Genomic DNA, 22,277 nt, shown 5'->3' with positions numbered 1-22,277 from the left:
TGGCGATTAGCTGCGTGGCAGCCTGGTTTTTACTACGTCCTTTGGCGGTGCTGGAATTGGACGATGCCAGTGCCAAAAGCCTAGGGGTCTCGCTGACCTATCTGCGCTTTGCGGGAATGGGGCTGGCAGTATTTATTACCGGTAGCATTGTCAGTGTGGTGGGTATCATCGGTTTTATCGGCTTGGCAGCGCCCAATATTGTGCGTATGGCCGGTGCGCGGCGCTTAGGGCCACGGCTGCTTTGGTCGACGTTACTAGGGGCTGTGTTGTTGGCCACTACTGACCTGCTGCTACAGCATTTCGGTGGCATGGTGGCGGCCTTTATACCCACTGGGGCGATTACCGGTGCCCTGGGAGCGCCGCTGTTAATGTGGCTAATTCCACGTTTGAAACTGCGGGGTGATCAACCACCAAAAGGGGCGGGCGTTTTTGCTCATCGGCATCCAGCGCCTTCCCGTTTGGCGACGGGGTTACTCCTCGCGCTACTAGGTGCCACATTGCTTGGCTTGCTGGTGGGGCAGGGTGTCGATGGCTGGTACTTACTGTCGCCGGATAACTGGAACGTGATGCAGTGGCGCATGCCGCGTGTAATGGCGGCAGCGGCGAGTGGGCTAATGCTGGCAATTGCCGGAACGATTCTTCAGCGCCTTTCCGCCAACCCTATGGCTAGCCCCGAGGTATTGGGTATCAGCGGTGGCTGCGCCATTGCGCTAATTTTGGGGATCTTCTTACTGCCCGCGCCCACCAATATGATGCTGATTGGTGTGGGTACCCTGGGGGCTTTTGCAACGCTGCTGGTGTTGGTGGGCATCAACCGCAAGAGCGGTTATCTCCCCGAGCGTTTGCTGCTTACCGGGGTGGCAGTCAGCGCCCTGTTTGATGCAGTGCGTAGCGTCATGCTGGCGGGTGGCGACCCACGTGGCCAGCAGGTGATCGCTTGGCTGGCGGGCTCTACCTATTACGTGGATGTCACCAATGCGGTGGTGGTCGGGGGTATTGCTGCGGTATTGGCGCTGGTCACGCTGCCCTTTACTCGCTGGTTGGATATTTTGCCTTTAGGCGCACCGACGGCCAAGGCGCTTGGGGTAACCCTCAACCGTGCCCGTTTGGCGTTGCTGTTACTGGTGGCGCTGCTAACCGCCTGCGCCACCCTGGTGGTGGGGCCGCTGTCGTTTATTGGTCTGCTGGCGCCACATATGGCGCGCTTGGTCGGCTTCTCTCGGGCAGGGCAGCACCTGCTGGGTGCTGCGTTGATCGGCATGCTATTAATGGTGCTGGCGGACTGGGTGGGTCGTCAGATTATCTTCCCCTATGAGATGCCCGCGGGCTTGGTCGCCTCTTTGATTGGCGGTGCCTACTTTATGTGGGGGCTGCGGCGGCTATGAGCGAAGCGGCGAGCGTGCTACCGGTAGCGACGAATCCAGCAGATGCTTTGTTGGCGCTCTACCGCCAGCCGCCGTTGGATAACTTAAAGGCACCTGCGTTTGGTCAGCCTAATATACCGACGCTGGCAGCTTCTGAACTGCTGGATCATAAGGTGCTAGGCGCTCAGCTTTCGCGTTACCGCCGATACCACGGTGACGACGCCGACTTTCTGGCGGCCGCTTCAATCTGGTCGAAATTTCACTTCAGCAGTGTCGCTATTCCGACGCTGGTGGCCAACCTGCTGTTGGGCTATGAGCTGCCGGTCGGCGGGGGTGAGCTGCGACTGGCGTTAGGTGATCACGGTCAGACTGCGCGCATCTGGCTGCCGCATGGTGGCGTGCCGTTGGCCTCTAACGCGCTCCAGGCACGCTTTAGCAGCCTATTTGATGACCACTGTGCGCCGCTTATCGAAGCGTTGGCCGAGGTTTCAGGGCTTTCTGCCAAAGTGTTCTGGAGCAACCTTGGTCACTACGTGGAGTTCGTGGGCAAGACCTGCTCGAAGCACCCGGAATTTACTGGCGCGGGCGCCCCTCTGCTGGATTATCTCGCCACCAAGACGCTCCCCGATGGGCGTCGTAACCCGCTATATCAACCGGTGCGTTATCTGGAACTGGGCGGTGAAACGCCTGCTCGAGTGCGGCGGTTATGCTGCATCAAATACCGGCTACCAGGCGAGCCGCTGTGTGGCGGNNNGGGAGCCGCTGTGTGGCGGTTGCCCGCTGAAACCCGAGAATAAGCCGGCCAAACGCCAACGCTAGCTTTCAAATATCGGCTAACTTTTCGAACTGCCAGGAGGCCCTGTTCATGGAGCTGTTGAGGATTGTATGGCGTGATTATCGCTGGCCATTTGTGGCCGTGGTACTACTTAGTTTGGCCAGTGCAGGTTTGGGTATCGGTGTTATCGCCTTTATCAATCAGCGGCTATTGGGCACCTTTACCGATCCCTGGCGTATCCTGCCCGAATTCCTGGGGCTGATCGCGTTGCTCTTAGCAATAACATTGGCCTCGCAATTGGCGCTGACCACTTTGGGGCACTATTTCGTCTATCGACTGCGGGGGCAATTGATTAAGCGGATTCTGGATACCAATATCGAGCGGGTCGAGCAGATTGGTAGTGCGCGCTTGCTGGCCAGCTTATCCAGCGATGTGCGCTATATCACCGTTGCCTTTGTACGTTTGCCAGAGTTGGTACAAGGCGGGGTGCTGACGATAGGTGTCACGGTTTATCTAGGCTGGCTTTCACCTTCCATGCTGGCTGTCACCGCGCTCTGGGTGATCGTAACGGTTTTAATTGGCATGCGTTTGGTAGCTCGGGTTTATCGGCATATGGCTAAGCTGCGTGAGTCTGAAGATCGTCTCTATGCAGATTACCAATCGGTGATTGAGGGGCGTAAGGAACTGGCGCTTAATCGCGACCGAGCCGAATGGTTGTATCGCGACGTCTATACCCCCAACGCTGAAGAGTATCGGCACCATATCATTCGCGGCGATACCTACCATCTAAGCGCGGTGAATTGGTTCAATATCATGATGCTGGGGGCCATCGGCGTGGTGTTCTTTTTAGCCAACGGCCTGGGGTGGGCATCGGCGCAGGTGGCCACCACCTTCTCTCTTACGCTGCTGTTTCTGCGCACGCCACTTATTCAAGCGATAGGCGCTTTTCCACCCTTGATCAATGCCCGAGTGGCGTTCGAGAAAATCAGCGCGCTCGACCTAGCAGAACACCGCGATACCTTTGATAGTGACACGCAGCGCCACGACTGGCAGGTGCTAGCACTGGAACAGGTCTGCTATCGTTACCCCGCTGAAGAGGCACGGCCAGGCTTTGCCATTGGTCCTATCGACTTGACCTTAAAGCGCGGCGAGGTAGTGTTTCTGATCGGCGGCAATGGCAGTGGCAAATCCACTCTAGCGAGACTGTTGACTGGGCTTTATCAGCCGCAAAGCGGCTGTGTTCGGGTCGATGGCCGACCACTGCAGGAGGAAGATTGGAAGACCTATCGCCAGCACTTCTCCGCCATCTATACCGATTTGCATCTGTTTGACCGCTTGATGGGGCCTGCAGGGAAGTCTCCCGCCTCGATACTGGTAGAGGAGTGGCTAGAAGCCCTAGGCATGCATAGCAAACTCGACTTCGAAGGCGACCGGGTCACTAACACCAACCTCTCCCAGGGTCAGCGCAAGCGTCTGGCGATGCTGCTGGCCGTTGCGGAGCAGCGCGATCTACTGCTGTTGGACGAGTGGGCCGCCGACCAGGATCCTCAGTTCCGGCGAGTGTTCTACCGCCAACTACTGCCCCAATTAAGGGCACTCGGCAAAACGCTGGTGGTGATCAGCCACGATGATCATTACTTCGACCAGGCCGACCGGCTACTGGAAATGCGCGGTGGGCAGCTAGTTGAACTCACCGGTGAGCAACGTGAAGCGGCCAGCCGCGATGCGGTGGCGAGGGTGAGTGGGTAGTTATTGATGTGAGTCGCTTAGCGTTATTAATTTAGTGCGTGGTATCGCTCGGCTAAGCCGCGCCCTGATTATGGCGAAGCTGAAAGAGGTCATAATTGGTCTGCATGGATAGCCAGAATTCGGCGCTTCCGGCGTCCAATTTTTCCAGAGCCAATGCCATTTCAGGTGTGACGGAGGCGCTGCCGTTAATTACCCGGTTCAGGGTGTTGCGGTGGCAGCCGAGCTGTTCGGCGACCGATGCCACGCTGCCAATCTTGTGGCCGTCTTCATCCTCAATCAGGCGCTGCCGGATAATGCGGCCCGGATGTGAAGGGTTATACATCGCCATGGTTTGTTCTCCCATCAGTGATAGTCGTCATAGTCCAGCAGGTAAACATTTCCGTCTCGAAATTCGAAGAACAGTCGCCAGTTCCCTGACACCTTGATGGCATACTGGCCGTCCAGCTTTCCAGTTAGGGGGTGAAGGCCCCAGTTGCCAGCAGCTATATCGTCAAGACTGGTGGCTGCGTCCAGTACGGTCAGGCGATCACGGAGACGGTCGACATGATCGGCACGGACGCCCCTGGTGCTGCCTTTCTCGACAAACAACCTTAGTCCCTTATGCTTGATACTTTTAATCATCCATCGTATGCCCAACTGGCTTTTATTGATTGTAGCGTGTCGCGCGACAGTGTGCAATTCTGCCGAGGCTCGCTCGGACAGCTGCATCACCACCCGCAACGCTTGCCATCAGCTTTTGCGCCGCTTGATGGCTTTGGGAGCATAACCGAAGAAGCGTGTGAAAGCTGAGCTGAAGTTGCTTGGGTGCCGATAGCCTGTGGCATAGGCAGCCTGAGCGACCTGTTGACCGCTCTCCAGCAGCGCATGGGCGTGACGCATGCGCTGTTGGTGAAGAAAGTGCTGAGGGGTCGTGCCAAACATACGACGAAACCCCTGCTTGAGTTTTTGTTCCCCTAATCCTACCCGAGCTCCTAAATAAGTCAGCGTCAATGGACGGTCTAACTCGCTGAGAAGAATCTCGCGGGCCTGAACGATGCGTTCGGCATCTACGCTGGCAATGTGCTGTGTGGGGCGGGGTTCTGGCAGCAACGCTTCGAGCTGTTCCCCCAGTAGGCTAAGGGCGTGGATATGTTGCTGGATGCGAGAACCGCCTGTTTGGAGGCATGCCTGGAGCGCCTGTAGATGTGCCCGACTGGCCGACGAAGTAGGCTGGAAAGCCAGCGGTCGAATACCCCCAGAGGCAGGGAGCGCGGCTTGGTAGCGTTCGCCCAGATAGCGCGCTAGCCAGCCAGTACTGGCGACAAGGCGTAGCTGAAGCACTGTTTCCCCTTCCGGTATATAGCGCTCCCCCTGGCTGTGGTCAAAGGTGGTTACCGTGGTGTGGCCATGGCCGAAATCGATGCGTGGCCCCCAGCGCTCTCGGTAATCAGAGTGGCCTTGTAGACCAAAGGTCACTATCACGCCTGCGCCCGTATGAGGTGTGTGACTCTCTTCGACGATCGTATGTTTAGCACGGTAGCGGGTTAGCACTATCGAGAGGCCATCATCCAGCACGCAGCATTGAGAACCTTGCAGAGGCTTCTCTGCTGGGAGTGGTGCATCGCTAGGCATAGAAAGTGAATCGGTTTGCATATGAATGAGCATGATAATTGATATCGTTTGGCGCTAGCCTACTCCCTTAACTACTCCTGCGCCAGTAGGAGGCAGCAACAGTACTTAAGGGGGAGCGATGCAGAGCAAAGGGGTGAAGCAAGTCGCGGTGATGCTTCTGCTGGGGGGATACGGTATGGGCAGCATCGCTCAAGAGGAAGGGCTGCCGGTGGTGAAGGTGACGGCCAACAAGGTAGTGCAGGCAGAGGAAGAGGTACCAGCAAGTTTGGTGGTGATCTCCGGCGAGACGCTTGCGGATGCAGGTGCATCCGACATTGGCGACTTGGCGCGTTATACACCTGGGGTGAGCTTTCAACCCTTTGGCCAGTCGGGTACCGCACTGCCGGTAATGCGCGGGTTGACCTCCGGTGCTACCGCTTTCTCTTCATCGGTGCTGATGCTGATCGACGGTGTACCAGTAGTGAGTGGCCAAGGGTTCGATCACAACCTATTGGGGGTGGCGCGGGTCGAGGTACTGCGTGGGCCCCAGTCGACACTCTATGGTCGAAACGCCGAAACGGGAGTGATTAGCCTGCATACCCGCCAACCGGATGAAGGCCCCTATGCCGAACTGGAGGCTACGCTAGGCAGTCGCGATTTAACCTCGCTACGCTTTGATGCTGCCCAAGCGCTAGTGCCTGAACAGCTCTATTTGGGTGTCAGCGGAGAGTGGCGCCAGCAGGATGGCTTCGTGGATAATCTGTCGCGCGCAGGTGAGGCGGATGACCGCCAACGCAAGAGTGGACGCCTGAGTCTACGCTGGCTGCCGACGCAGGACACCGACGTTACCCTACGTTATGGTCGGCTAGACTATCGTGATGGCGCGGCGCCTTGGGGGCGGATCGAGAACGAGTCGCGCCGTGTTACGTCGCCTGACCCTGGTAGCAATCGCTCATCCGGCGAGGATGTCTCTTTGGATGTACGCCATGCGCTGACGACAGATCTGGCGCTACGCTCGATCACGGCGCGGCGAGAGTTCCACGATCGTATTACCCAAGATACCGATCTTACTCCAGCCCAGCGTTTTGCCATGGGGCGCGACCAGCGTTTGACCACCTTATCTCAGGAACTGCGGTTGGAGCGTCAGGGCGATGAGGGGCAGAGCAGTTGGGTACTGGGCCTGTACGGCGACCGTGATGATCATCAACTGCAGTTCGAGCAACGCAACCCGATGGGTACCCAGCGCAGTGAGGCAACACTAGAGGCTGAGAACCTCGCGTTGTTCGGGCAGTGGACGCTGCCGCTAGGTGAACGTTGGCGCCTAACACCAGGCCTGCGCTTAGAGCAGAGCCGGGTGGCGTTGACGCCCCGAGGATCCGGGCAGCGCAGCGAGCGCTGGCGCGATGTTACTTCGCAACTGGCACTGCAGTACCGCTTGGGTGACGACGACTGGCTCTATGCCCGCTATGCCGAAGGGTTTCGTGCCGGAGGTTTCAACGCCTTCTCAGCGCAAAGCGGCTACCCCGGCTACGCCCCAGAAGAGGTTGCTTCCTACGAGTTAGGCATCAAGGGAACGGCATTTTCGCGGCGGCTGCGCTATGGAGTCGCCACTTACTGGATGGCTATCGAGGATATGCAGGTGCAGCAGGTACTCCAGCCCGGAAACGTGCATATCGCCAACGCTGCCGAAGCACGTTCGCGGGGTATTGAGCTGGATATCGATTACTGGTTGGGCGGCCACTGGACACTGCAGGCGGGCCTAGCGCTGAATCGTACCCGCTTTCGTGAGTTTGAGGATCTGAGCGGCGACCATGCTGGCAACCGCAATCCCTTCGCGCCGGATATCAGTGGTCGGCTGGGAGTGCGTTACGACTCGCCTCAGGACTGGTATGCCCAGGCTAACCTCAGCGGCATGGGCAAGACTTACCTGGATGCAGCCAACCAATTCAGCCGCTCTGGGCATACCGAGCTGGACCTGGCTGCAGGTTATCGCCATGGGCCATGGCAGTTGGGACTTTACGTGAACAACGTCACCGACCGCCGGTTTGATGCCGTTGGCCTGCTCAATGGCAATGTTCGGGAGTATAGTCCGCCCAGGGAGATTGGCTTGCGTGTGGGGGTGTCGCTATGAACCAGCCCGCAGATGCGCTTCCCCATGCGCTGCAGCCTTACTGGGATCTAACGCTAGCTTCTGTGCAAGCCGAGGCTTTACAGCTTGCCTTAGCAGAGGATCTATTTGAGACGCTGGCGTCACCCTGCACTCCCGAAGCTCTGGCGCAAATGCGCGCATGGCGGCCCGAAGCCACTCGCCACTGGTTGACGCTGTTGTGGAGCATGCAGTTGCTCGACCGTAGCCGCGATGCGGCGGGGGAGTGGCTCTACACCAGCAGCGAGGTGGCGCGATGCTATCTAGTGTCTTCCTCGGCGTTAGACTGCGGTGATGCTTGGCGCTTTCGGCTTGCGTCGCTGCGTGATTTCGGTGCCGGGCTTGCCGATAGCTTACGCGGACAAAACCGGCCAGCACCACTGGCTAGCGGTGAACGCTGGGCTGCGGCAGCGCGTGGCCATCTGGCACGTGAGCAGGCGGCGGTAACAGCGCCCGCGGCCTGTGAATTGGTGGCACAACGAAGGAGGACTGAATCAGCCTGGCGATTGCTGGATCTAGGCGGAGGTCCGGGGTTGGTCGCTGTTGGCCTGGCGAAGGCGTTTCCACATATGCACGGCGTGGTCTTTGAACTGCCTGAAGCCGCCGATGTGGCTGCGCAACATATTGCCGAAGCTGGCCTAGCGTCGCGTCTTGAGGCGCGGGGCGGCGATCTGGCGAGGGATGACATCGGCACCGGGTACGATCTGATCTGGTGCTCTTCGGTACTGCATTTTGTGCCCGAGCTTTCGGCCTGCCTAGCCAAACTGCACGCCGCACTAAAGCCCGGTGGCGAGTTGATCTGCGTGCACGCTGAAATTCCTGACGAACCCGAGGCGGCCCGCCGCATGCTCTCCTACTACCTGCCGCTGCTGTGGCAGGGGCGTCGAGTGACCCAGGCCGGTGAGTTGCGCGAAGCACTGCTGGCCCAGGGTTTTGAGGTGTGTGAGGCGCAGCCGATAGCGCTTCCCATGGCGCCCGCCACGGCCCTGGTGGCGCGCAGGAGGGTAAAATGAATCGCTCTGTGATGGCCAAGCAACTGACCTTCGGCTGGCTTCACTTTGCCCTGGCGTTGCCCAGCATCTATCTATTGCTAGGGATGCCCCTGGTTCTGCGCGAACAAGGGTGGAGCGGCACACAAATTGGTTTGCTACAGCTAGCGGGGCTGCCTGCGATACTCAAATTGGTGATGGCGGTTCCTGTGGAGCGTTGCCGCCTCGCTGGCGGAGGCTATCGCGCCTGGGCATGCCTGCTCGGGCTGTTGCTGGGCCTAGCGTTGCTGGGGCTAGCGTATGACTTTCCACTCGCGCAGCCACCGCGCTTCTATGCCTGGGTGCTACTGATCAGCTTGCTGGCGACCTGGGCCGATGTGCCCGTGAACGCGTTGGCGATTCGTTGCCTGCCCGCTGAGGAGCGGCTGCGCGCTGGTAGCATTCGTTCAGCGGCCCTGTTTCTGGCTGCCGTGGTGGGCGGTGGCCTACTGTTGGTGCTGCACCAGCGAACGGGTGGGGCGGTTCCCTTTGTGCTGATGGCACTGCTGCTTGCGGTGGGTGGCATTCTACTATGCGGCATGGTGGTGACAGCACAGCCAGAAAACGAGCCTCATATCCCGGCAGAAGCGCACTTTTCGCCGCCTTATCAGAGTGGGGTGCTGAACTTTTTTCGTCAGCCTGCTGCTGGTATCTGGGTGGCGTTGTTGATGTTGCTCTTCCCTTTTGTCGGCGCTGGTTGGATCTATCTTAAACCACTGATGCTTGACCTTGGTATGCCAGCAGAGCAGGTGGCATGGTGGGTTGGGGTTGGTGGAGGCGTGATGGGGGCTCTGGCTAGCCTGGCGGGTCAACGTCTGGCAATGGGTATCGGCATTGGCCGGGCAGTGCCGCTGTTCGCTGGCCTGGGGGCACTGGCCTTGGCGACCCTGGGATTGGTAAGCCACATGGCCGCCGGGCAGTCGCTATGGTTGGTGGGCGCGGGGCTGATCGCTTGCGCCATGGGAGCACTATCGGGGCTGATGTTCGGGCTGATGATGCACTTTGCCAGACCGGGGAACCGGGCGTTGGATTACGGCCTACAAGCGAGCCTATTCACCCTGTCGCGCCTGGCGGTGCCCGTGCTCGCCGGTACTGTGCTCGACCGGCTGGGTTATTCGGGCATGTTCACCATGCTGGCGCTATGCATGGCAGCGGTAGTGGTGCTGGCGCTGATAGTCAGCCGGGGGCTACAGCGGGCTGTGTTGAATAGGTGAAATGCATGTAGAGCCTGAGTGAGTTCGGCTCAACCAGCGATTGAATCTTGCATAACCGGCGTCTTGGGGGATCTATGCTCAGTCAAAACCTAATCCTCGCTTGTCGGTGCAAGAGCAGCAGGAATATGGGTATGCCAAGCAAGGCCGTTAATGCACCCACGGGAATCTCTAAGGGGCTGATCACTGTACGGCCAATGAGATCAGCGCACAGCATCAGCATACTGCCGAGCAACATGCTGCCGATCCATAATCGATGCAGTTTTGAGCCCACCAGTAGTCGGGCGAGGTGGGGAGCGACCAGCCCCACGAAACCGACCGGGCCAGTAACCGCCACCGCACTGGCGGCGAGCAGAACCGCAACAGCAATGGCGGCAGCACGCCAGAACATAGGGCGAAGTCCCAGACTGATCACCAGACTGTCATCAAAACGCAGCAGGGCAAGTGGTCTCAGCAAAGCCAGGGTGCCGAGTAATCCCGCTAGGCTCCAGGGCCACAGCATGTACAGATGCTGAAAGTCGCGCCCGTATAGGCTGCCAGCTAGCCAGATCAAAGCGATTTCAGTGCGTGCACCGCCCCAGGTGACGATAACCCACATCACTAGCGCGTTCAGCACAGAGCCCACGGCAATCCCGTTGAGCACCAAATGGACGGGACGCAGCTGTGTCCGCCAGGATAGGCCCAGCACCAAACTGGCTGCCAGCAACCCACCGAGCAGTGCTGCTGCGGGCAGCCAGCTCATCATTGCGGGAGTCGCGTCGCCGATTAGCACATCCACCGTGGCAAGGTCGGCAAGCAGCAGAACGGTGATGACTGCGAGCCCAGCCCCGCTGGAAATGCCAACAATACTCGGGTCCGCCAACGGGTTGCGAAACACCGCTTGCAATATCAGGCCAGCGGTGGCGAGCTGCAGGCCGACCAGGATGGCGAGTAGTGCGCGTGGCAAACGGTGTTGCCATACCAGCGTGCCTTCCAGGGACGACGCCTGGCCTGAAAATAGGCTATCGAGAATCAATCGTGGCGACACCGATACAGCCCCAATAAACAGAGAAGCTAGCACCAGCAGTACCAAGACAACCCCGAGCAGCGTGAGGGGAATGCGCAATGGCATGCGCTGGCTCGCGCTGCTGCGTGTTGTTATAACGTTTTGAAACATATAATTAGCCCTTCTGCCGACTGATCAGGTAAACCAGTATCGGCCCGCCCAGCAGTACACAGAGAATCCCAACGGGAACCTCATGCCACTTGGCGATAAGATCAGCCGCGCATACCAAGCTGGCGCCGACCAGGGCGGACAGCGGCAGTAGATGACGATGGCGAACTCCGTTACTGCCCAGGGTGAAGCGGACCAAGTGGGGGGCGACCAAGCCAATGAAGGTGATTGGGCCCGTGGCCGCCACTGTCGCCGCCGCTAGTAGTACGGCAACGACACCGAACAGCAATCTCCAAGGCGTGACGCGCATGCCGAGAGCGATGAGAATCGTGTCATCCAGACGTAATAGATCCAGTTTGCCAGCAAAGACGATTCCCAATAGTAGGGCGGGTAGCACCCAAGGCCACAGGAGGTGTACGTGCTCCCAAGTGCGGTTGATTAAGCTGCCCGTTAACCAGTAGTAGATGCCGTTGGCCTCCACATTGGCGCAGATCAGTAGCACGATGATAGCAGCGGCGAAGAACAGATTAACGCTCATTCCGGTCAGCGTCAGGTACAGCGGGTTCAGACGTGCCCCTAAACTGATGGAGAGTGTCATTAGCGCTGCTACTATGCCACCTAGCGTGCTCAGTAACAGCATGGTCGGGGTTGGTAGCGTGAAGTAGGTCATGCACAGCGCCATCGCGAATGCCGCCCCTGACGTGACCCCTAGTAATCCAGGTTCACCCAACGGGTTGCGGGTGATTGATTGCACGATGGCGCCCGCTAAACCCAGCGCACCACCTGCCAGCATCCCGGTCAGTAACCTGGGTATACGTAGTTCACGAATCACAAATGCCGCATCGGATCCATCATCACGTACCAGCGCTTCGAGCAGGACGTGGAGCGGAATACCAAACTCGCCCAGCGCAAGCGCTCCTGCTGTTGTTAGACTCAGGACGAGCAGGCAGGCCGATGCAAGCCAGAACACGCGAATCGGCAGGGCTTTCTGGAGCAAGAGATTATCCATGCCCTGTTAGCGCTCGAAGTTCATAGCCCGGGCCTGGGCGGGTTCGGGGATATCTTCGGGAGCGGGGAAGTGCTCTGGGTAGAGCAGATAGGCCATTTCTTTAAGTACCATCTGTCTGGCCAGCGGGCCGTGGGGCATGACGTACTGATCACCTACTCGCCAGGCTCGGTTATTACGTACGGCCTTCAAACGGGGCCAAGCGGGGTGGCTAACGAAGGGGCCATCTTCTGCCTTGAACGACAGGATCACATCTGGATTTAGGCGCAGCAGCGTTTCCATGCTGATCGCGGAAGAATCCGCTGGTGCCATGCCTGGCGGTGGATTGCCCTGAATATTGGTCGCGCCAAGCTGGGTCATGATGTGTCCGGTTAGGTGATGACTGTAGAAAGCATAAGGAACATCACCCCAGTGCCAGAGGAATACGGCGCTGATGTCACCCGGTGCACGCTCGGCATGGCTCTCCAGGTCGTTCAGGAAGCGCTCGTTCAACGCGCTACCCTGGCTTTCGGCGCCGAGCGCCAGGGTGGCGCGTTCGACACCGCGTAGAGAGTCTTCCAGGGTGATCAGGTCAAACGCCAGAAAGGCACCGGCTTCCTCAATTTTCTGTTCGAAAGGCTCAGTGTAGGTGCGTAGCCCGATAGTTAAGTCCGGGGATAACTGAGCCAAAACTTCTAGATTGGTTTGGTGAACCTCCCCAAGATTCACAGCCTCCACTGCTGCGCCGCCGAGAAAGTCAGACTGCTGGCCACCCAGTATCGACAGGCCATCGACTTGCCTGCCTAACGATACCAGTACGTCCGCACCGAAACTGGAAATAGAGGCGACGGTGCGCGGTAGCTGAGCGATCTCAACGCTCTTATTCCGGTCATCGACGATGGTTAGGGGGAAATCATGGGCGAGAACACCCCCTGTATTCAGAACGGTCATGACGGGAATTGCGATAAGAAGCGAGCGTAGACGTTGCATGAGCTGGAATCCAGGACGGCCATTCGAAGTACTGGATTGTTGGCTAATCGGCACCCTTCAGCTACCCGAATCGGGAGTGAAATCACCTCCAAAAGGATCTGCTGCGGGGAGTCTTGGCAGTCGCTACCTCTCTATGCTGAGTTCGCTTCGACCAGTATGAGCCTACCCATGAGAAATTTCAGAGCCAATACCAGTGCACCGCGCCTGCTTTACGAACTCACAGTCAGCCATCGACTGATGATGGTAGTGGCGCTGCTAATAACGTTCCTGGCGGTTCTGGCTGAATTGCTGCCGTTCTGGTTGCTCTACCAAGCGATTAGCACTCTTGTGCTAACGCCACATCGGTTTGTGGAGACATTGCCGTTCCTGGCGGCTTGGCTAGCGGCAGCGCTGCTGCTCAAGTACCTGCTCTACGGCGCGGCTTACTTGATCAGCCATCATGTCGCCTACGCGATCATGGCAACGGCTCGCAATACCCTGGTCGCCAAGCTGGTGGCAGCACCTTTACCCTGGTTGTACGGGCATGGCAGTGGTGCTTTGAAGCAGTCGGTCATTCAGGATGTGGAGCGCCTTGAGGGGTTTCTCGCCCATCACACGATCGAGATCACTGCCGCGATTCTGGCGCCACTTTGTGTTACCGCACTGCTGTTCTGGTTGGACTGGCGGCTGGCGCTCGCAGTGCTGGCCATCGGACCAGTGGCGCTATTCGTCGCTATGTTGGGTATGCGAGGGGTTGGCAATGACCATGACCAATTCAGCGTAGCCACCGCCAACCTCAATAATGTGATGGTGGAATATCTGCGCAATATGCCGGTACTGAAAGTATTTTGTCGATCCGCATCACATTTCCAGCTATTGCAGTCTCGGTTGCAGGCGTACTACCAACTGACGACGGCCATCACCAGACGCACGGTGCCTGTTTGGTCACTATTTACCAGCGTGCTGGGGGCTCATATGTTGCTGGTGTTGCCGCTGGGGGCATGGCTGTGTGCCAAGGGCGAAGTGAGCTCAGCGGATGTGGCACTGACCCTGATGCTGGGCGCAGCTATTTTCAAACCGCTACTCAAAGTCAGCCGCTTCTTTATGGAGATTCCGCCGATTCTGGCTGGGCTGCGGCGCATGGCGCCTATCCTGGCGTTACCGGTGCCTCCATCTATGGTGAGCCGCTCAGTAACGTTCAGCGAGCCGCCCTTGGTCGAGCTGAGGGACGTTGACATACAGTACGGTGGCCGCTCGGTGTTGGCGGATGTGAGTCTTTGCCTACGACCTGGATCACTCAATGTGCTGGTGGGGCCTTCGGGCGCAGGGAAATCGACCATCGCACACATCATGGCTGGGCTGCTGGAGCCACTTACCGGCGGTGTATTCATAAACGCTAGGCCGATGAGCGAATTAGCGGACAGTGATCGAACACGTTTGGTAGGAATGGCCACCCAAGAGGTGTTCCTATTCAGCGGCACCATCCGTGAGAATCTATGCCTAGCTCGGCCGGATGCCAGCGAGGCTGATATCGCAAAGGCGCTGCGGGTGGCCCAGGCAGAAGCACTGGTGTGCGGATTGCCTGAGGGGCTCGATACCCAGGTCGCAGAACTAGGTACGCGCCTCTCCGGGGGTGAAGGCCAGCGCATCGCGCTGGCAAGGGTGCTGCTCGCCGATACGCCGATCCTGCTGCTCGACGAAGCGACGGCGTTTGCCGATAGCCTGACCCAGCGCGCTTTTTTCCGGGATCTGCGACAGGCGTATCCCGGCAAGACCTTCGTAATCGTCGCGCATCGTCTTGCCGGGATTGAGTGCGCCGACCAGATTCTGGTGATCGAACAGGGGCGACTGACCGCTAGCGGCCGTCATACCCAGCTGATGCAGCGTAGCGGTTACTACCAGTCGATGATGCGTTGTGAAGCATCGTGCTCCGGCTGGACGCTGACCTCGGAGCGCGGCGATCTGACAACGTCACAAGGATAGCAAACGATGGCAAACGTGAATGTCTGGATCAGCTTGCGGCGCATTCTTTCCCATAGCGGCACTTCTGCGCGGCCATTGCTATTGGGACTGCTGCTGAGGGTGCTTGAACGTTGCTGCGAACTGATGCCTTATCTGCTCTGTTATCTGTGGTTGTGTACCATTCTGGGGGTTCCACGTCCCGGCTTTGGTTGGGCGGCAGATCCAGGTTGGCTGGCGCTGGCCCTGATCGTCAGCTTTGTACTGCAGTGGCTGTTGGCCTATGGCGGCCAGAAACGCTGCTTTCTGGAAAGCTACCGCATCATTGCAGGCTATCGGGAACGGTTGATTGAACGAATGCGCAACGTCCCTATTGGCGAGTTGCGCAGCCAGCGTGTTGGACAGCTAGCCGATGTGGTGACGGATGACATTAACCGTGTGGAATCGATCTTCGCCCATGTTTTGGCAGACTTCGTCGCCGCGCTGGGCTTATCGCTGGTGGCACTGCTTGTTCTGGCTAGTATTGAGTGGCGCCTAGCGCTCGCTTTAGCTGCTCTGGTACCCCTAGCGGCGCTGGCGCTGGTGGTCAGCCGCCATCTATTCGAGCGTGCGGGGCTGCGCAAGCACGCACGCTACCGACAGACATCCGGTCTGCTGGTGGAATTCATCGGTGGGCTGACGACACTGCGCCTGTTCCATCACGCTGATGCTTGGGCGCAGCGCTTAACAGCGGCTTTTTGCGACCTGCGCCGAATGAGCCTGAGCATTGAAAAATGGGGCGGTGGCCCAGTGATGCTGTTTCGCTTCCTCGTCGAGTGCGGTCTGCTTGTGCTACTGCTGGCTGGCACCTTGAGCGTGCTTGGTGACGAGATTCCCCCTGTGAGTTGGATCGCCTTCTTCCTGTTGGCTTACAAGTTTCTTGGGCCGCTACTGGAGGCGGCCGAATATCTGGTCATGTTGCGCCATGCCTGCCAAAGCGAAGTCAAGCTAGAGGAAGCGTGGGCACTGCAGCCACTCGCCGAGCCGCTGGTCGCGAAGACGCCGGGGCACTTTGCGGTGAGCTTCGATGCGGTGTCGTTCTCCCACGGGGGGGCAGCCCGATTGCGTGACATCAGCATCGAGGTGCCAGAGCGGAGTATCACGGCCATCGTCGGCCCCTCCGGTGCGGGTAAGAGCACGTTGTTGCATCTGCTGGGGCGTTTTCATGACCCTGACCAAGGGGCTGTACGTATGGGCGGTGTCGACCTGCGTGAGATGGGTTCGGAACAACTGTATGGAAAAGTTAGCGCGGTGTTTCAACAGGTCCAGATTTTTGACGGCACCATCATCGAGAACCTGAGGGCAGGGCGGGAGGATGCTAGCGATGAAGATGTGCGGCAAGCGTGTGTTGCTGCTGACTGTGCTGACTTTATTGAGCGGTTGCCGGAAGGCTATCTAACCCGAGTGGGAGAGTCCGGTTTTGCACTTTCTGGTGGCGAATGCCAGCGCCTTTCGATTGCCCGGGCTCTGCTTAAGGATGCACCCGTGCTATTGCTGGATGAGGTCACTGCCGCCGTGGATCCGCAATCGCAGATGGCGATCCATCGCGCCCTTAATACGTTAGCCAGGGATCGCACTCTGATCATGGTGGCGCATCGGCTGAGCACGGTACGCAATGCTGATCAGATCATTGTCCTGGACCGGGGCTGCATCGTCGAGTCCGGCAAGCACGATGAATTGCTTTGCTGCGACGGTCTATATGCCGCCATGTGGGCAGCCCAGGCACCTGATGAGCCGACTCCAGTATCCTGAACAAGAATAGAAATAAATCGCATTCGGGGGTTCGTGTCCCGTTTGGAGTAGTGCTGTTGGCGTGTGGCTCTCTAGCATGGTGACTTCCATTGACTTCATCAATACGGATACAGCCATGAATATGCGGAGCATTCGACCCTGCCACCTGCTGATTGCAGGTCTTTTGTTTTTACCGAAAACGCCCTACGCCGTTGCAGAGGATGAACGTCCTGACCCCGCACTGGACGACCAGACCTCCAAGCTTGAGCCAGTCACCGTTACGGCACGGCGTCGCGAGGAAAGCCTTCGGGATGTGCCCGCGTCAATTCATGTGGAGAGCGGTGAATCGCTGGAACAGAAGCGTATGCTCGATGGTGCGGCGGCGTTGCGTGATGTGGCGGGCGCTAGTCTCGGCACTTTCGGTGATCGCTCTAATGCGTTTACCGTCATTCGTGGCGTTGCACCGATCCTTACGCCCCTTAGCCCGGATGATAGCTCGGTACTGACTTTCGTTGATGGTGCGCCCATGCCGATGGGCGCTTCGCTCTCACCCTATCTGGACCTGGAGAGGATGGAGGTCGTCAAAGGGCCGCAAAATACACTGTTTGGTCGCAATACGGCCGGTGGTGCTATCAACCTGGTGCCTGTGCAGCCTGATCATGGGTTCGAGGGTTCATTGCGTACAGAGGTTGGTACGGATGGTATCTTTCGCGCCGAGAGCATTCTCAATGGCTCCATCGTGCCTGAACGGCTTGCTGGCAGGTTAGCGATTCGCCGTTCGCGTACCGATGGCTATATTCCCAATAGTGCGGGTGAGGATCTGGGTAAAGATGAGAGTTGGGTGGCCCGTGGATCTCTACTGTTTACCCCCACCGAACGAACAAGCTGGCTGCTCAGTGTTCAGGGAGAAAGCACTGACACCGCACCGACGGCCTACATTGCTGATCGCCCGGGGCAGGCGAAACAGGCGGCTCAGAACAAGACCGTGGATGATTTGCGCATGCTCAGTATCAACTCACGACTTGAGCATGATTTCGACACATTCACGGCAACCGCGCAAACCAGCTATGCACGCTTGAATAACCGCAATAGCTATAATTTTCCCGATGCCCTTATCGCCAGTGACTTTAGTGGCTTGCCACCATCCGACTTCCTGGATCCTGGAACGAACTTTATCGATTGGGATAAGCGAGACTCACGGCTGACCCAAGAGTTCCGGGTAGCTGCGTTGCCCAATGCACAGGTTGGCTGGCTGGCAGGTGTGGTGTTCTATCGGGATGAAGCGCAACGAAATCGCAATAGCGAAATGTGGTACTTCGGTCCTTCCGCTACGGGCAGCACCGACTACGATCTCACCACGACAGGGCAGGCGGTATTCGGTGAAGTTAACCTGCCAATGAACGATCAACTGCAGCTGTCGTTGGGCGCGCGTGCTACCCATGAATCCAAGGAATTCCACTCCGAGTTCACCAGTGACGGCATGTCTGGAGCTGTGCCCTATTTTGCCGAGGAGGGGGAGAAGAGCTACGACTTTGTAACGGGGCGGGCAGCGCTCACCTACGATTGGTCCTCCGACCTGATGACCTGGGCGAGTCTTTCCAGAGGCTACAAGAGCGGTGGCTTTGGGCAGGGTAATTCGCTTATGTGGAGCGGTGTACCCCGAGACCCCTATGACTCCTCGACGGTATTGACCTACGAGCTGGGTGCACGCTCTGCATGGCTTGATGACCGTCTGGAGATCAGTGGGGCATTGTTCTTGAACGATATGCGTAAAGAGCAAATGCAAACCTGGGACTACGAGGATTTCACTGGTAAGAACCTAAACCTGGATGCGCGTTCAGCGGGTTTCGAGCTAGATGCACAGTATCGCCCCTCGGGCCGCTGGTGGCTAAGTGGTGGTTTTGCCTATACCAATACAGCACTGCGCAACGTGTCTGAGGAGGCGGCGACACTGCAAGATGGCTTGAACAGTGGCAATCACTTGCCAACAGTACCGGAATGGTCTGCCAAAGCGGCCATTGGCTATCAAGTAGCGGGTCAAGATCTCGGTCTTGGGGGAGTATTGGCAGATGGTACCGTCAACGCGCGGCTTGCTTATAACTACATGGGGAGCCGCTACACGGATGCGCCTAACTTCGGCAAGTTGCCACCAGTACATTTGGTATCCGCCCGCCTGGGTATGGATTTCGGTAATAGCGAGGTGTACTTCTTTGGAGACAATCTGCTGGATGAAGAGTACATGAGTATTAAAGATCGCTTTGGCACGGATGCAGATGGCAATCCGGTGTTTGGTGTGTCCTATGCTCGCGGTGCAACAGTAGGTCTAGGTGCTGCCCTCCACTTCTGACGCCTGTTTCCGCGCCCCCACAGTGCTATGGAAGGCTTTAGCCTCAGGGATGAAGGCTTTATGCATTTATCTTGTGCATTAATAAAGAGTCTGATAAAAATATCTTTTGATATTGATTATCATTATTGTTGTGGGGCAGGTATGAAGGGAGGTATGAATCAGTCAGACTTGGTAAGCACTCGGGGCAGATTGGAGAGTTCTACCCTCCAGAGCACAGACCATATAGGGGTCATGTTGCAGCCTGGGCTCATTGTTTGCCACACCACGGCTGAGTGCCTAGGGGCAATTGATACGCCGAAGTCATTTTCGGGAGATCACCAGTTTCTGCATCTGAATTGCCAACTGGCTGGCAGGTTCGACGGCCAAGTGGGTAACCGTGCGCTGGACTACTCCCAAGGTGATGTGACCCTAGGCTATTCCGCCGGAGAGTCCTTTTTCATTCGCCATAGCCATGATTTTCAGAATTTAACGGTGATGGTCTCCCCTGAGGCTCTTTATGGTTTGGCTGGAGATGAAGTAGAGGATCTGATTGGCCGGGAGAGGGGAGAAGAGGCTGATTTCTTCGTCCGCCATGCTGGCCAATGCCGCAAAACGATGCGCTCAGCGATGAGCATTGCCAATCTGATGAAAGATATACCACAGCACCGATTATTGCTGCATGCGGCAACGTTAGACTTTCTTCACTGGCACTTGTCAGCGTTCCAGACCTGCCGTGGGTGCGATGCACTTTCCCCCCGTGTATGTCGCCAACTGGATGGGGCCAAAGAACTTCTGCTACAAGATCTCAGTGACCCACCGACCATTGCAAAGCTCGCACGTGCTGTCGGTATGAACGAATGCAAACTGAAGATATGCTTTAAAAAGCGATTTGGAACGACCATTTATGCACTCTTCCAAGAAGAGCGCATGAAGAAAGCAAAGCGCTTGCTACAAGATTACAATGTCACCGAGACCGCTATGGTACTTGGTTACTCTAATGTCAGCCATTTCAGCACCGCTTTTCTGAAACAGTTCGGGTGCCTGCCGAGTAGAGTTAGACAGTTCGCTGGCGCTCCCACCCACTGACCACTAAAGCATCGACTTGCTTTCTGTGTGCATTTAATGGGTGCCTGTTGACGTTTCATCGCTATCTAGGCGAGAACGGTCATTGACACCGCTTGTGAATTGAAAAAGAATAAGAATCATTTTCGAATCAGTGAGGCACTTTTTATATGGCGGCGGCACCCCGATCAGCCGAGCCTGCGGCTTACCATACCGGCTGTCGAGACTCCCTTGGTCAGTTGTATCACCACCATCAGCCTTGGTTGCAGCAGTTGCTCAGCCATCGCTTGGGGTGCAGTGAGTCGGCGGCGGATCTGGCGCAGGATGCGTTTGTGCGATTGCTGAAAACGCCTCGCCATCTGGATAGTTTCGAGGGTGCCCGAGCCTATCTCAGCCGTATGGCCAAAGGGCTATGCGTGGATCATTGGCGCCGCCAGGATATCGAGCGCGCCTGGCAGCAAGCCCTGGCGGCCAGCGCCGAGGCGCATTTGCCCTCTGCCGAACACCAGCAGATCGTCATCGAAACACTGTGCGAAATCGACCGCATGCTGGCGCGGTTGCCCGAGAAAGTCGCTAGCGCCTTTCTGGCCTCGCAGCTACACGGCAAACCCTATCGGCAGATTGCTGAGGAGCTGGGGGTTTCCGAACGCATGGTCAAAAAATATATGGCCCAGGCCATGCTGCAGTGCGCGTTGATCGAAGCGGGCTTCGAGGCGAGCCTCTAAATGGTTTCTGCGGCTAGCGCCGATGAAGCCGCCAAACGTCGTGCGTTGGCGGAGGCTGCCGAATGGTTTGCCGAGTGGCAAGCGGGTGAGCTGTCGGCCACCGAGCGTCAACGCTGGCAAGCATGGCGGGATGCCAACGACACCCATCGCTGGGCTTGGCAGCAGGTGGAGGGCGTTAGCCGCCGCTTCACTGACAATCTAGGCAAGGATGAGCGGCAAACCGCTGACAGCGTGATTAGCCTGGCGCGACAGCGGCGGCGGGGGCGGCGCCACCTGTTGGGTGGGCTGGTAAGCCTCGCGCTGGTCTCTGTACTCACCGCAGCGCTCTGGCAAAGCACACCGCTGCCACGACTAGTACAGCAGTGGGGCGCTGATTATCACACCGCCACTGGCGAAGTCTTCCGCATCGTGCTGGAGGATGGCACCCAGGTCTGGCTGAGCAGCGCTTCGGCACTGAATGTCGATTACGATCAAGAGCAGCGCCGCTTGGCGCTGGTGACTGGCGAGGTGCTGATAGAGACCGGCAAAGACGCCGAGAGACCGTTTTACCTGGATACCCGCAGTGCGCGGCTCACGCCCTTGGGCACACGTTTTAGCGTGGGGGAGCAGCCATCAGGTGAACTGCTGGCGGTGTTTGACGGTGCCGTGGCCATCCAGACCCTGGGCGATGCTCAGCATGTGAGCCAGCGGCAGGTGGTCACTGCCGGGCAGCAGGCCCACTACGCCGCTGATCGCATCGGGGAACTCACCCCCGCTGAAGGCCGTCGGGAAGCCTGGGCCAACGGGATTCTGCTGGCCGAGAACATGTCGCTTCAAACCTTCGCTGCGGCGCTTAGCCGCCATCACCGTGGCCGCCTTGAGGTCGACCCGGCGGTGGCGGATTTCACCCTGCTCGGCGCTTTCCCGCTCAATGACCTAGAGCGCACTCTGAACATGGTCGAGACCACGCTGCCGGTGAAGGTGCGTCGGGTAATGCCCTGGTGGATCAAAATAGAGGCAGGCGAAGCAAGCTCCAGCGAGAAATAAAAAGAGCAAAAATTGGTTTTCTGGTTCCCCTTTTTCGTCCTAGTTCGATTCCCCTTTATAAGCACTTAAAACGTATCAGCAAGGGGAACCGATATGCTCCAACAGCGCACTGCACTTCGACCACTCACTGCCAAGCACCGACCGACGCTCAACCGCCGCGCCTTGGCGCTGGCGGTTCATTTTGCTGCCGCCGGATTATTGGCCGTGCCGCAGCTATCGCAGCCCGCCATGGCTCAAGTCACCCAGCAGCAAGCGCGCCACTATGACATTGCCAGCGGCCCGGTAAGCAGCGTCATCAACCGCTTCGCCGCCCAGGCGGGTGTTTTTATCAGCGGCGCTGGCGAGCTGGGGGAAGGACGCCAAAGCCCCGGCTTGCAAGGCCAGTATCGCATCGATGAAGGGTTGGAGCGGTTGTTGGATGGAACGGGTTTAACGGCAG

Annotated in this window: 19 protein-coding genes; 13 read left to right on the top strand and 6 right to left on the bottom strand. The window is 58.0% G+C overall.

From position 1 onward, the window contains the following. The 3 genes from fhuB to INT22_RS13190 all read left to right on the top strand — a co-directional run. The coding region (gene fhuB / locus INT22_RS13200; RefSeq protein WP_226912712.1) for a Fe(3+)-hydroxamate ABC transporter permease FhuB at window positions 1-1,385 on the top strand (1,385 nt) is incomplete at its 5' end. After that, a complete protein-coding gene (fhuF, locus tag INT22_RS13195) occupies window positions 1,382-2,161 on the top strand; it encodes a siderophore-iron reductase FhuF (protein WP_226912711.1) in 780 nt (259 codons plus the stop codon). The genes fhuB and fhuF, both read left to right, overlap by 4 nt. 68 nt (window positions 2,162-2,229) lie before the next feature. Next, complete coding sequence (locus INT22_RS13190) at window positions 2,230-3,888, top strand: multidrug ABC transporter permease/ATP-binding protein (protein WP_193068375.1); 1,659 nt, start codon at window positions 2,230-2,232, stop codon at window positions 3,886-3,888. 52 nt (window positions 3,889-3,940) lie between these two features. Here INT22_RS13190 and INT22_RS13185 read toward each other — a convergent pair whose 3' ends face one another. From INT22_RS13185 to INT22_RS13175, 3 genes are all read right to left on the bottom strand, one after another. After that, window positions 3,941-4,216 carry a HigA family addiction module antitoxin gene (locus tag INT22_RS13185; protein ID WP_193068374.1) on the bottom strand — a complete coding sequence of 92 codons (276 nt, stop codon included), beginning with the start codon at window positions 4,214-4,216 and terminating at the stop codon, window positions 3,941-3,943. 14 nt (window positions 4,217-4,230) lie between these two features. Then, window positions 4,231-4,509, bottom strand: coding sequence for a type II toxin-antitoxin system RelE/ParE family toxin (locus tag INT22_RS13180; protein ID WP_193068373.1), 279 nt, complete (start codon window positions 4,507-4,509; stop codon window positions 4,231-4,233). 108 nt (window positions 4,510-4,617) lie between these two features. Beyond that, window positions 4,618-5,532: a helix-turn-helix transcriptional regulator gene (locus INT22_RS13175; protein ID WP_193068372.1), complete on the bottom strand. Its 915-nt coding sequence runs from the start codon at window positions 5,530-5,532 to the stop codon at window positions 4,618-4,620. 85 nt (window positions 5,533-5,617) lie between these two features. On the opposite strand from INT22_RS13175, the gene INT22_RS13170 reads away from it, so the two are divergent. Genes INT22_RS13170 through INT22_RS13160 form a run of 3 tightly spaced genes read left to right on the top strand, consistent with a single transcriptional unit; the run spans window position 5,618 to window position 9,866 of the window. Then, on the top strand, window positions 5,618-7,609 hold the full coding sequence (locus INT22_RS13170; RefSeq protein WP_193068371.1) for a TonB-dependent receptor: 1,992 nt from the start codon (window positions 5,618-5,620) through the stop codon (window positions 7,607-7,609). Continuing rightward, on the top strand, window positions 7,606-8,637 hold the full coding sequence (locus tag INT22_RS13165; RefSeq protein ID WP_193068370.1) for a methyltransferase: 1,032 nt from the start codon (window positions 7,606-7,608) through the stop codon (window positions 8,635-8,637). The genes INT22_RS13170 and INT22_RS13165 overlap by 4 nt, the downstream gene beginning before the upstream one ends. Then, window positions 8,634-9,866 carry an MFS transporter gene (locus tag INT22_RS13160; RefSeq protein ID WP_193068369.1) on the top strand — a complete coding sequence of 411 codons (1,233 nt, stop codon included), beginning with the start codon at window positions 8,634-8,636 and terminating at the stop codon, window positions 9,864-9,866. The genes INT22_RS13165 and INT22_RS13160 overlap by 4 nt, the downstream gene beginning before the upstream one ends. An 82-nt stretch (window positions 9,867-9,948) precedes the next feature. Here INT22_RS13160 and INT22_RS13155 read toward each other — a convergent pair whose 3' ends face one another. Genes INT22_RS13155 through INT22_RS13145 form a run of 3 tightly spaced genes read right to left on the bottom strand, consistent with a single transcriptional unit; the run spans window position 9,949 to window position 12,991 of the window. Next, window positions 9,949-10,974, bottom strand: coding sequence for a FecCD family ABC transporter permease (locus INT22_RS13155; RefSeq protein WP_193068368.1), 1,026 nt, complete (start codon window positions 10,972-10,974; stop codon window positions 9,949-9,951). 49 nt (window positions 10,975-11,023) lie between these two features. After that, window positions 11,024-12,013 carry a FecCD family ABC transporter permease gene (locus INT22_RS13150; protein WP_226912710.1) on the bottom strand — a complete coding sequence of 330 codons (990 nt, stop codon included), beginning with the start codon at window positions 12,011-12,013 and terminating at the stop codon, window positions 11,024-11,026. 18 nt (window positions 12,014-12,031) lie between these two features. After that, complete coding sequence (locus tag INT22_RS13145; protein WP_193068366.1) at window positions 12,032-12,991, bottom strand: ABC transporter substrate-binding protein; 960 nt, start codon at window positions 12,989-12,991, stop codon at window positions 12,032-12,034. Between the two features lie 168 nt (window positions 12,992-13,159). On the opposite strand from INT22_RS13145, the gene INT22_RS13140 reads away from it, so the two are divergent. From INT22_RS13140 to INT22_RS13110, 7 genes are all read left to right on the top strand, one after another. Then, entirely contained in the window at window positions 13,160-14,953 is a 1,794-nt protein-coding gene (locus tag INT22_RS13140; RefSeq protein ID WP_226912709.1) for an ABC transporter ATP-binding protein, read from the top strand. A 6-nt stretch (window positions 14,954-14,959) separates the two neighbouring features. Beyond that, window positions 14,960-16,720, top strand: coding sequence for an ABC transporter ATP-binding protein (locus INT22_RS13135; protein ID WP_193060943.1), 1,761 nt, complete (start codon window positions 14,960-14,962; stop codon window positions 16,718-16,720). A gap of 115 nt (window positions 16,721-16,835) precedes the next feature. Continuing rightward, window positions 16,836-19,046, top strand: a complete 2,211-nt coding sequence (locus INT22_RS13130) for a TonB-dependent receptor (protein WP_193068365.1) — start codon at window positions 16,836-16,838, stop codon at window positions 19,044-19,046. A gap of 153 nt (window positions 19,047-19,199) precedes the next feature. After that, window positions 19,200-20,111, top strand: coding sequence for a helix-turn-helix domain-containing protein (locus tag INT22_RS13125; RefSeq protein WP_193068364.1), 912 nt, complete (start codon window positions 19,200-19,202; stop codon window positions 20,109-20,111). Window positions 20,112-20,257: 146 nt separating this feature from the next. Continuing rightward, complete coding sequence (locus tag INT22_RS13120; RefSeq protein ID WP_193068363.1) at window positions 20,258-20,812, top strand: sigma-70 family RNA polymerase sigma factor; 555 nt, start codon at window positions 20,258-20,260, stop codon at window positions 20,810-20,812. Then, window positions 20,813-21,838 carry a FecR domain-containing protein gene (locus INT22_RS13115; RefSeq protein WP_193068362.1) on the top strand — a complete coding sequence of 342 codons (1,026 nt, stop codon included), beginning with the start codon at window positions 20,813-20,815 and terminating at the stop codon, window positions 21,836-21,838. Window positions 21,839-21,931: 93 nt separating this feature from the next. Beyond that, window positions 21,932-22,277: STN domain-containing protein (locus tag INT22_RS13110; RefSeq protein WP_193068361.1), on the top strand; the 346-nt coding region annotated here is incomplete at its 3' end.

It is taken from the genome of Halomonas sp. 3D7M (assembly GCF_014897885.1).
GTDB lineage: Bacteria > Pseudomonadota > Gammaproteobacteria > Pseudomonadales > Halomonadaceae > Vreelandella.
This window is presented reverse-complemented; position numbering and strand designations above follow the sequence as displayed.

Excerpts from the sequence above, each read along its gene's own strand:
- INT22_RS13190 (WP_193068375.1), top strand. The coding sequence starts at position 2,230 with ATGGAGCTGTTGAGGATTGTATGGCGTGATTATCGCTGGCCATTTGTG.
- INT22_RS13185 (WP_193068374.1), bottom strand. The coding sequence starts at position 4,216 with ATGGCGATGTATAACCCTTCACATCCGGGCCGCATTATCCGGCAGCGC.
- INT22_RS13180 (WP_193068373.1), bottom strand. The coding sequence starts at position 4,509 with ATGATTAAAAGTATCAAGCATAAGGGACTAAGGTTGTTTGTCGAGAAA.
- INT22_RS13175 (WP_193068372.1), bottom strand. The coding sequence starts at position 5,532 with ATGCTCATTCATATGCAAACCGATTCACTTTCTATGCCTAGCGATGCA.
- INT22_RS13170 (WP_193068371.1), top strand. The coding sequence starts at position 5,618 with ATGCAGAGCAAAGGGGTGAAGCAAGTCGCGGTGATGCTTCTGCTGGGG.
- INT22_RS13165 (WP_193068370.1), top strand. The coding sequence starts at position 7,606 with ATGAACCAGCCCGCAGATGCGCTTCCCCATGCGCTGCAGCCTTACTGG.
- INT22_RS13160 (WP_193068369.1), top strand. The coding sequence starts at position 8,634 with ATGAATCGCTCTGTGATGGCCAAGCAACTGACCTTCGGCTGGCTTCAC.
- INT22_RS13155 (WP_193068368.1), bottom strand. The coding sequence starts at position 10,974 with ATGCCATTGCGCATTCCCCTCACGCTGCTCGGGGTTGTCTTGGTACTG.
- INT22_RS13145 (WP_193068366.1), bottom strand. The coding sequence starts at position 12,991 with ATGCAACGTCTACGCTCGCTTCTTATCGCAATTCCCGTCATGACCGTT.
- INT22_RS13140 (WP_226912709.1), top strand. The coding sequence starts at position 13,160 with ATGAGAAATTTCAGAGCCAATACCAGTGCACCGCGCCTGCTTTACGAA.
- INT22_RS13135 (WP_193060943.1), top strand. The coding sequence starts at position 14,960 with ATGGCAAACGTGAATGTCTGGATCAGCTTGCGGCGCATTCTTTCCCAT.
- INT22_RS13130 (WP_193068365.1), top strand. The coding sequence starts at position 16,836 with ATGAATATGCGGAGCATTCGACCCTGCCACCTGCTGATTGCAGGTCTT.
- INT22_RS13125 (WP_193068364.1), top strand. The coding sequence starts at position 19,200 with ATGAATCAGTCAGACTTGGTAAGCACTCGGGGCAGATTGGAGAGTTCT.
- INT22_RS13120 (WP_193068363.1), top strand. The coding sequence starts at position 20,258 with ATGGCGGCGGCACCCCGATCAGCCGAGCCTGCGGCTTACCATACCGGC.
- INT22_RS13115 (WP_193068362.1), top strand. The coding sequence starts at position 20,813 with ATGGTTTCTGCGGCTAGCGCCGATGAAGCCGCCAAACGTCGTGCGTTG.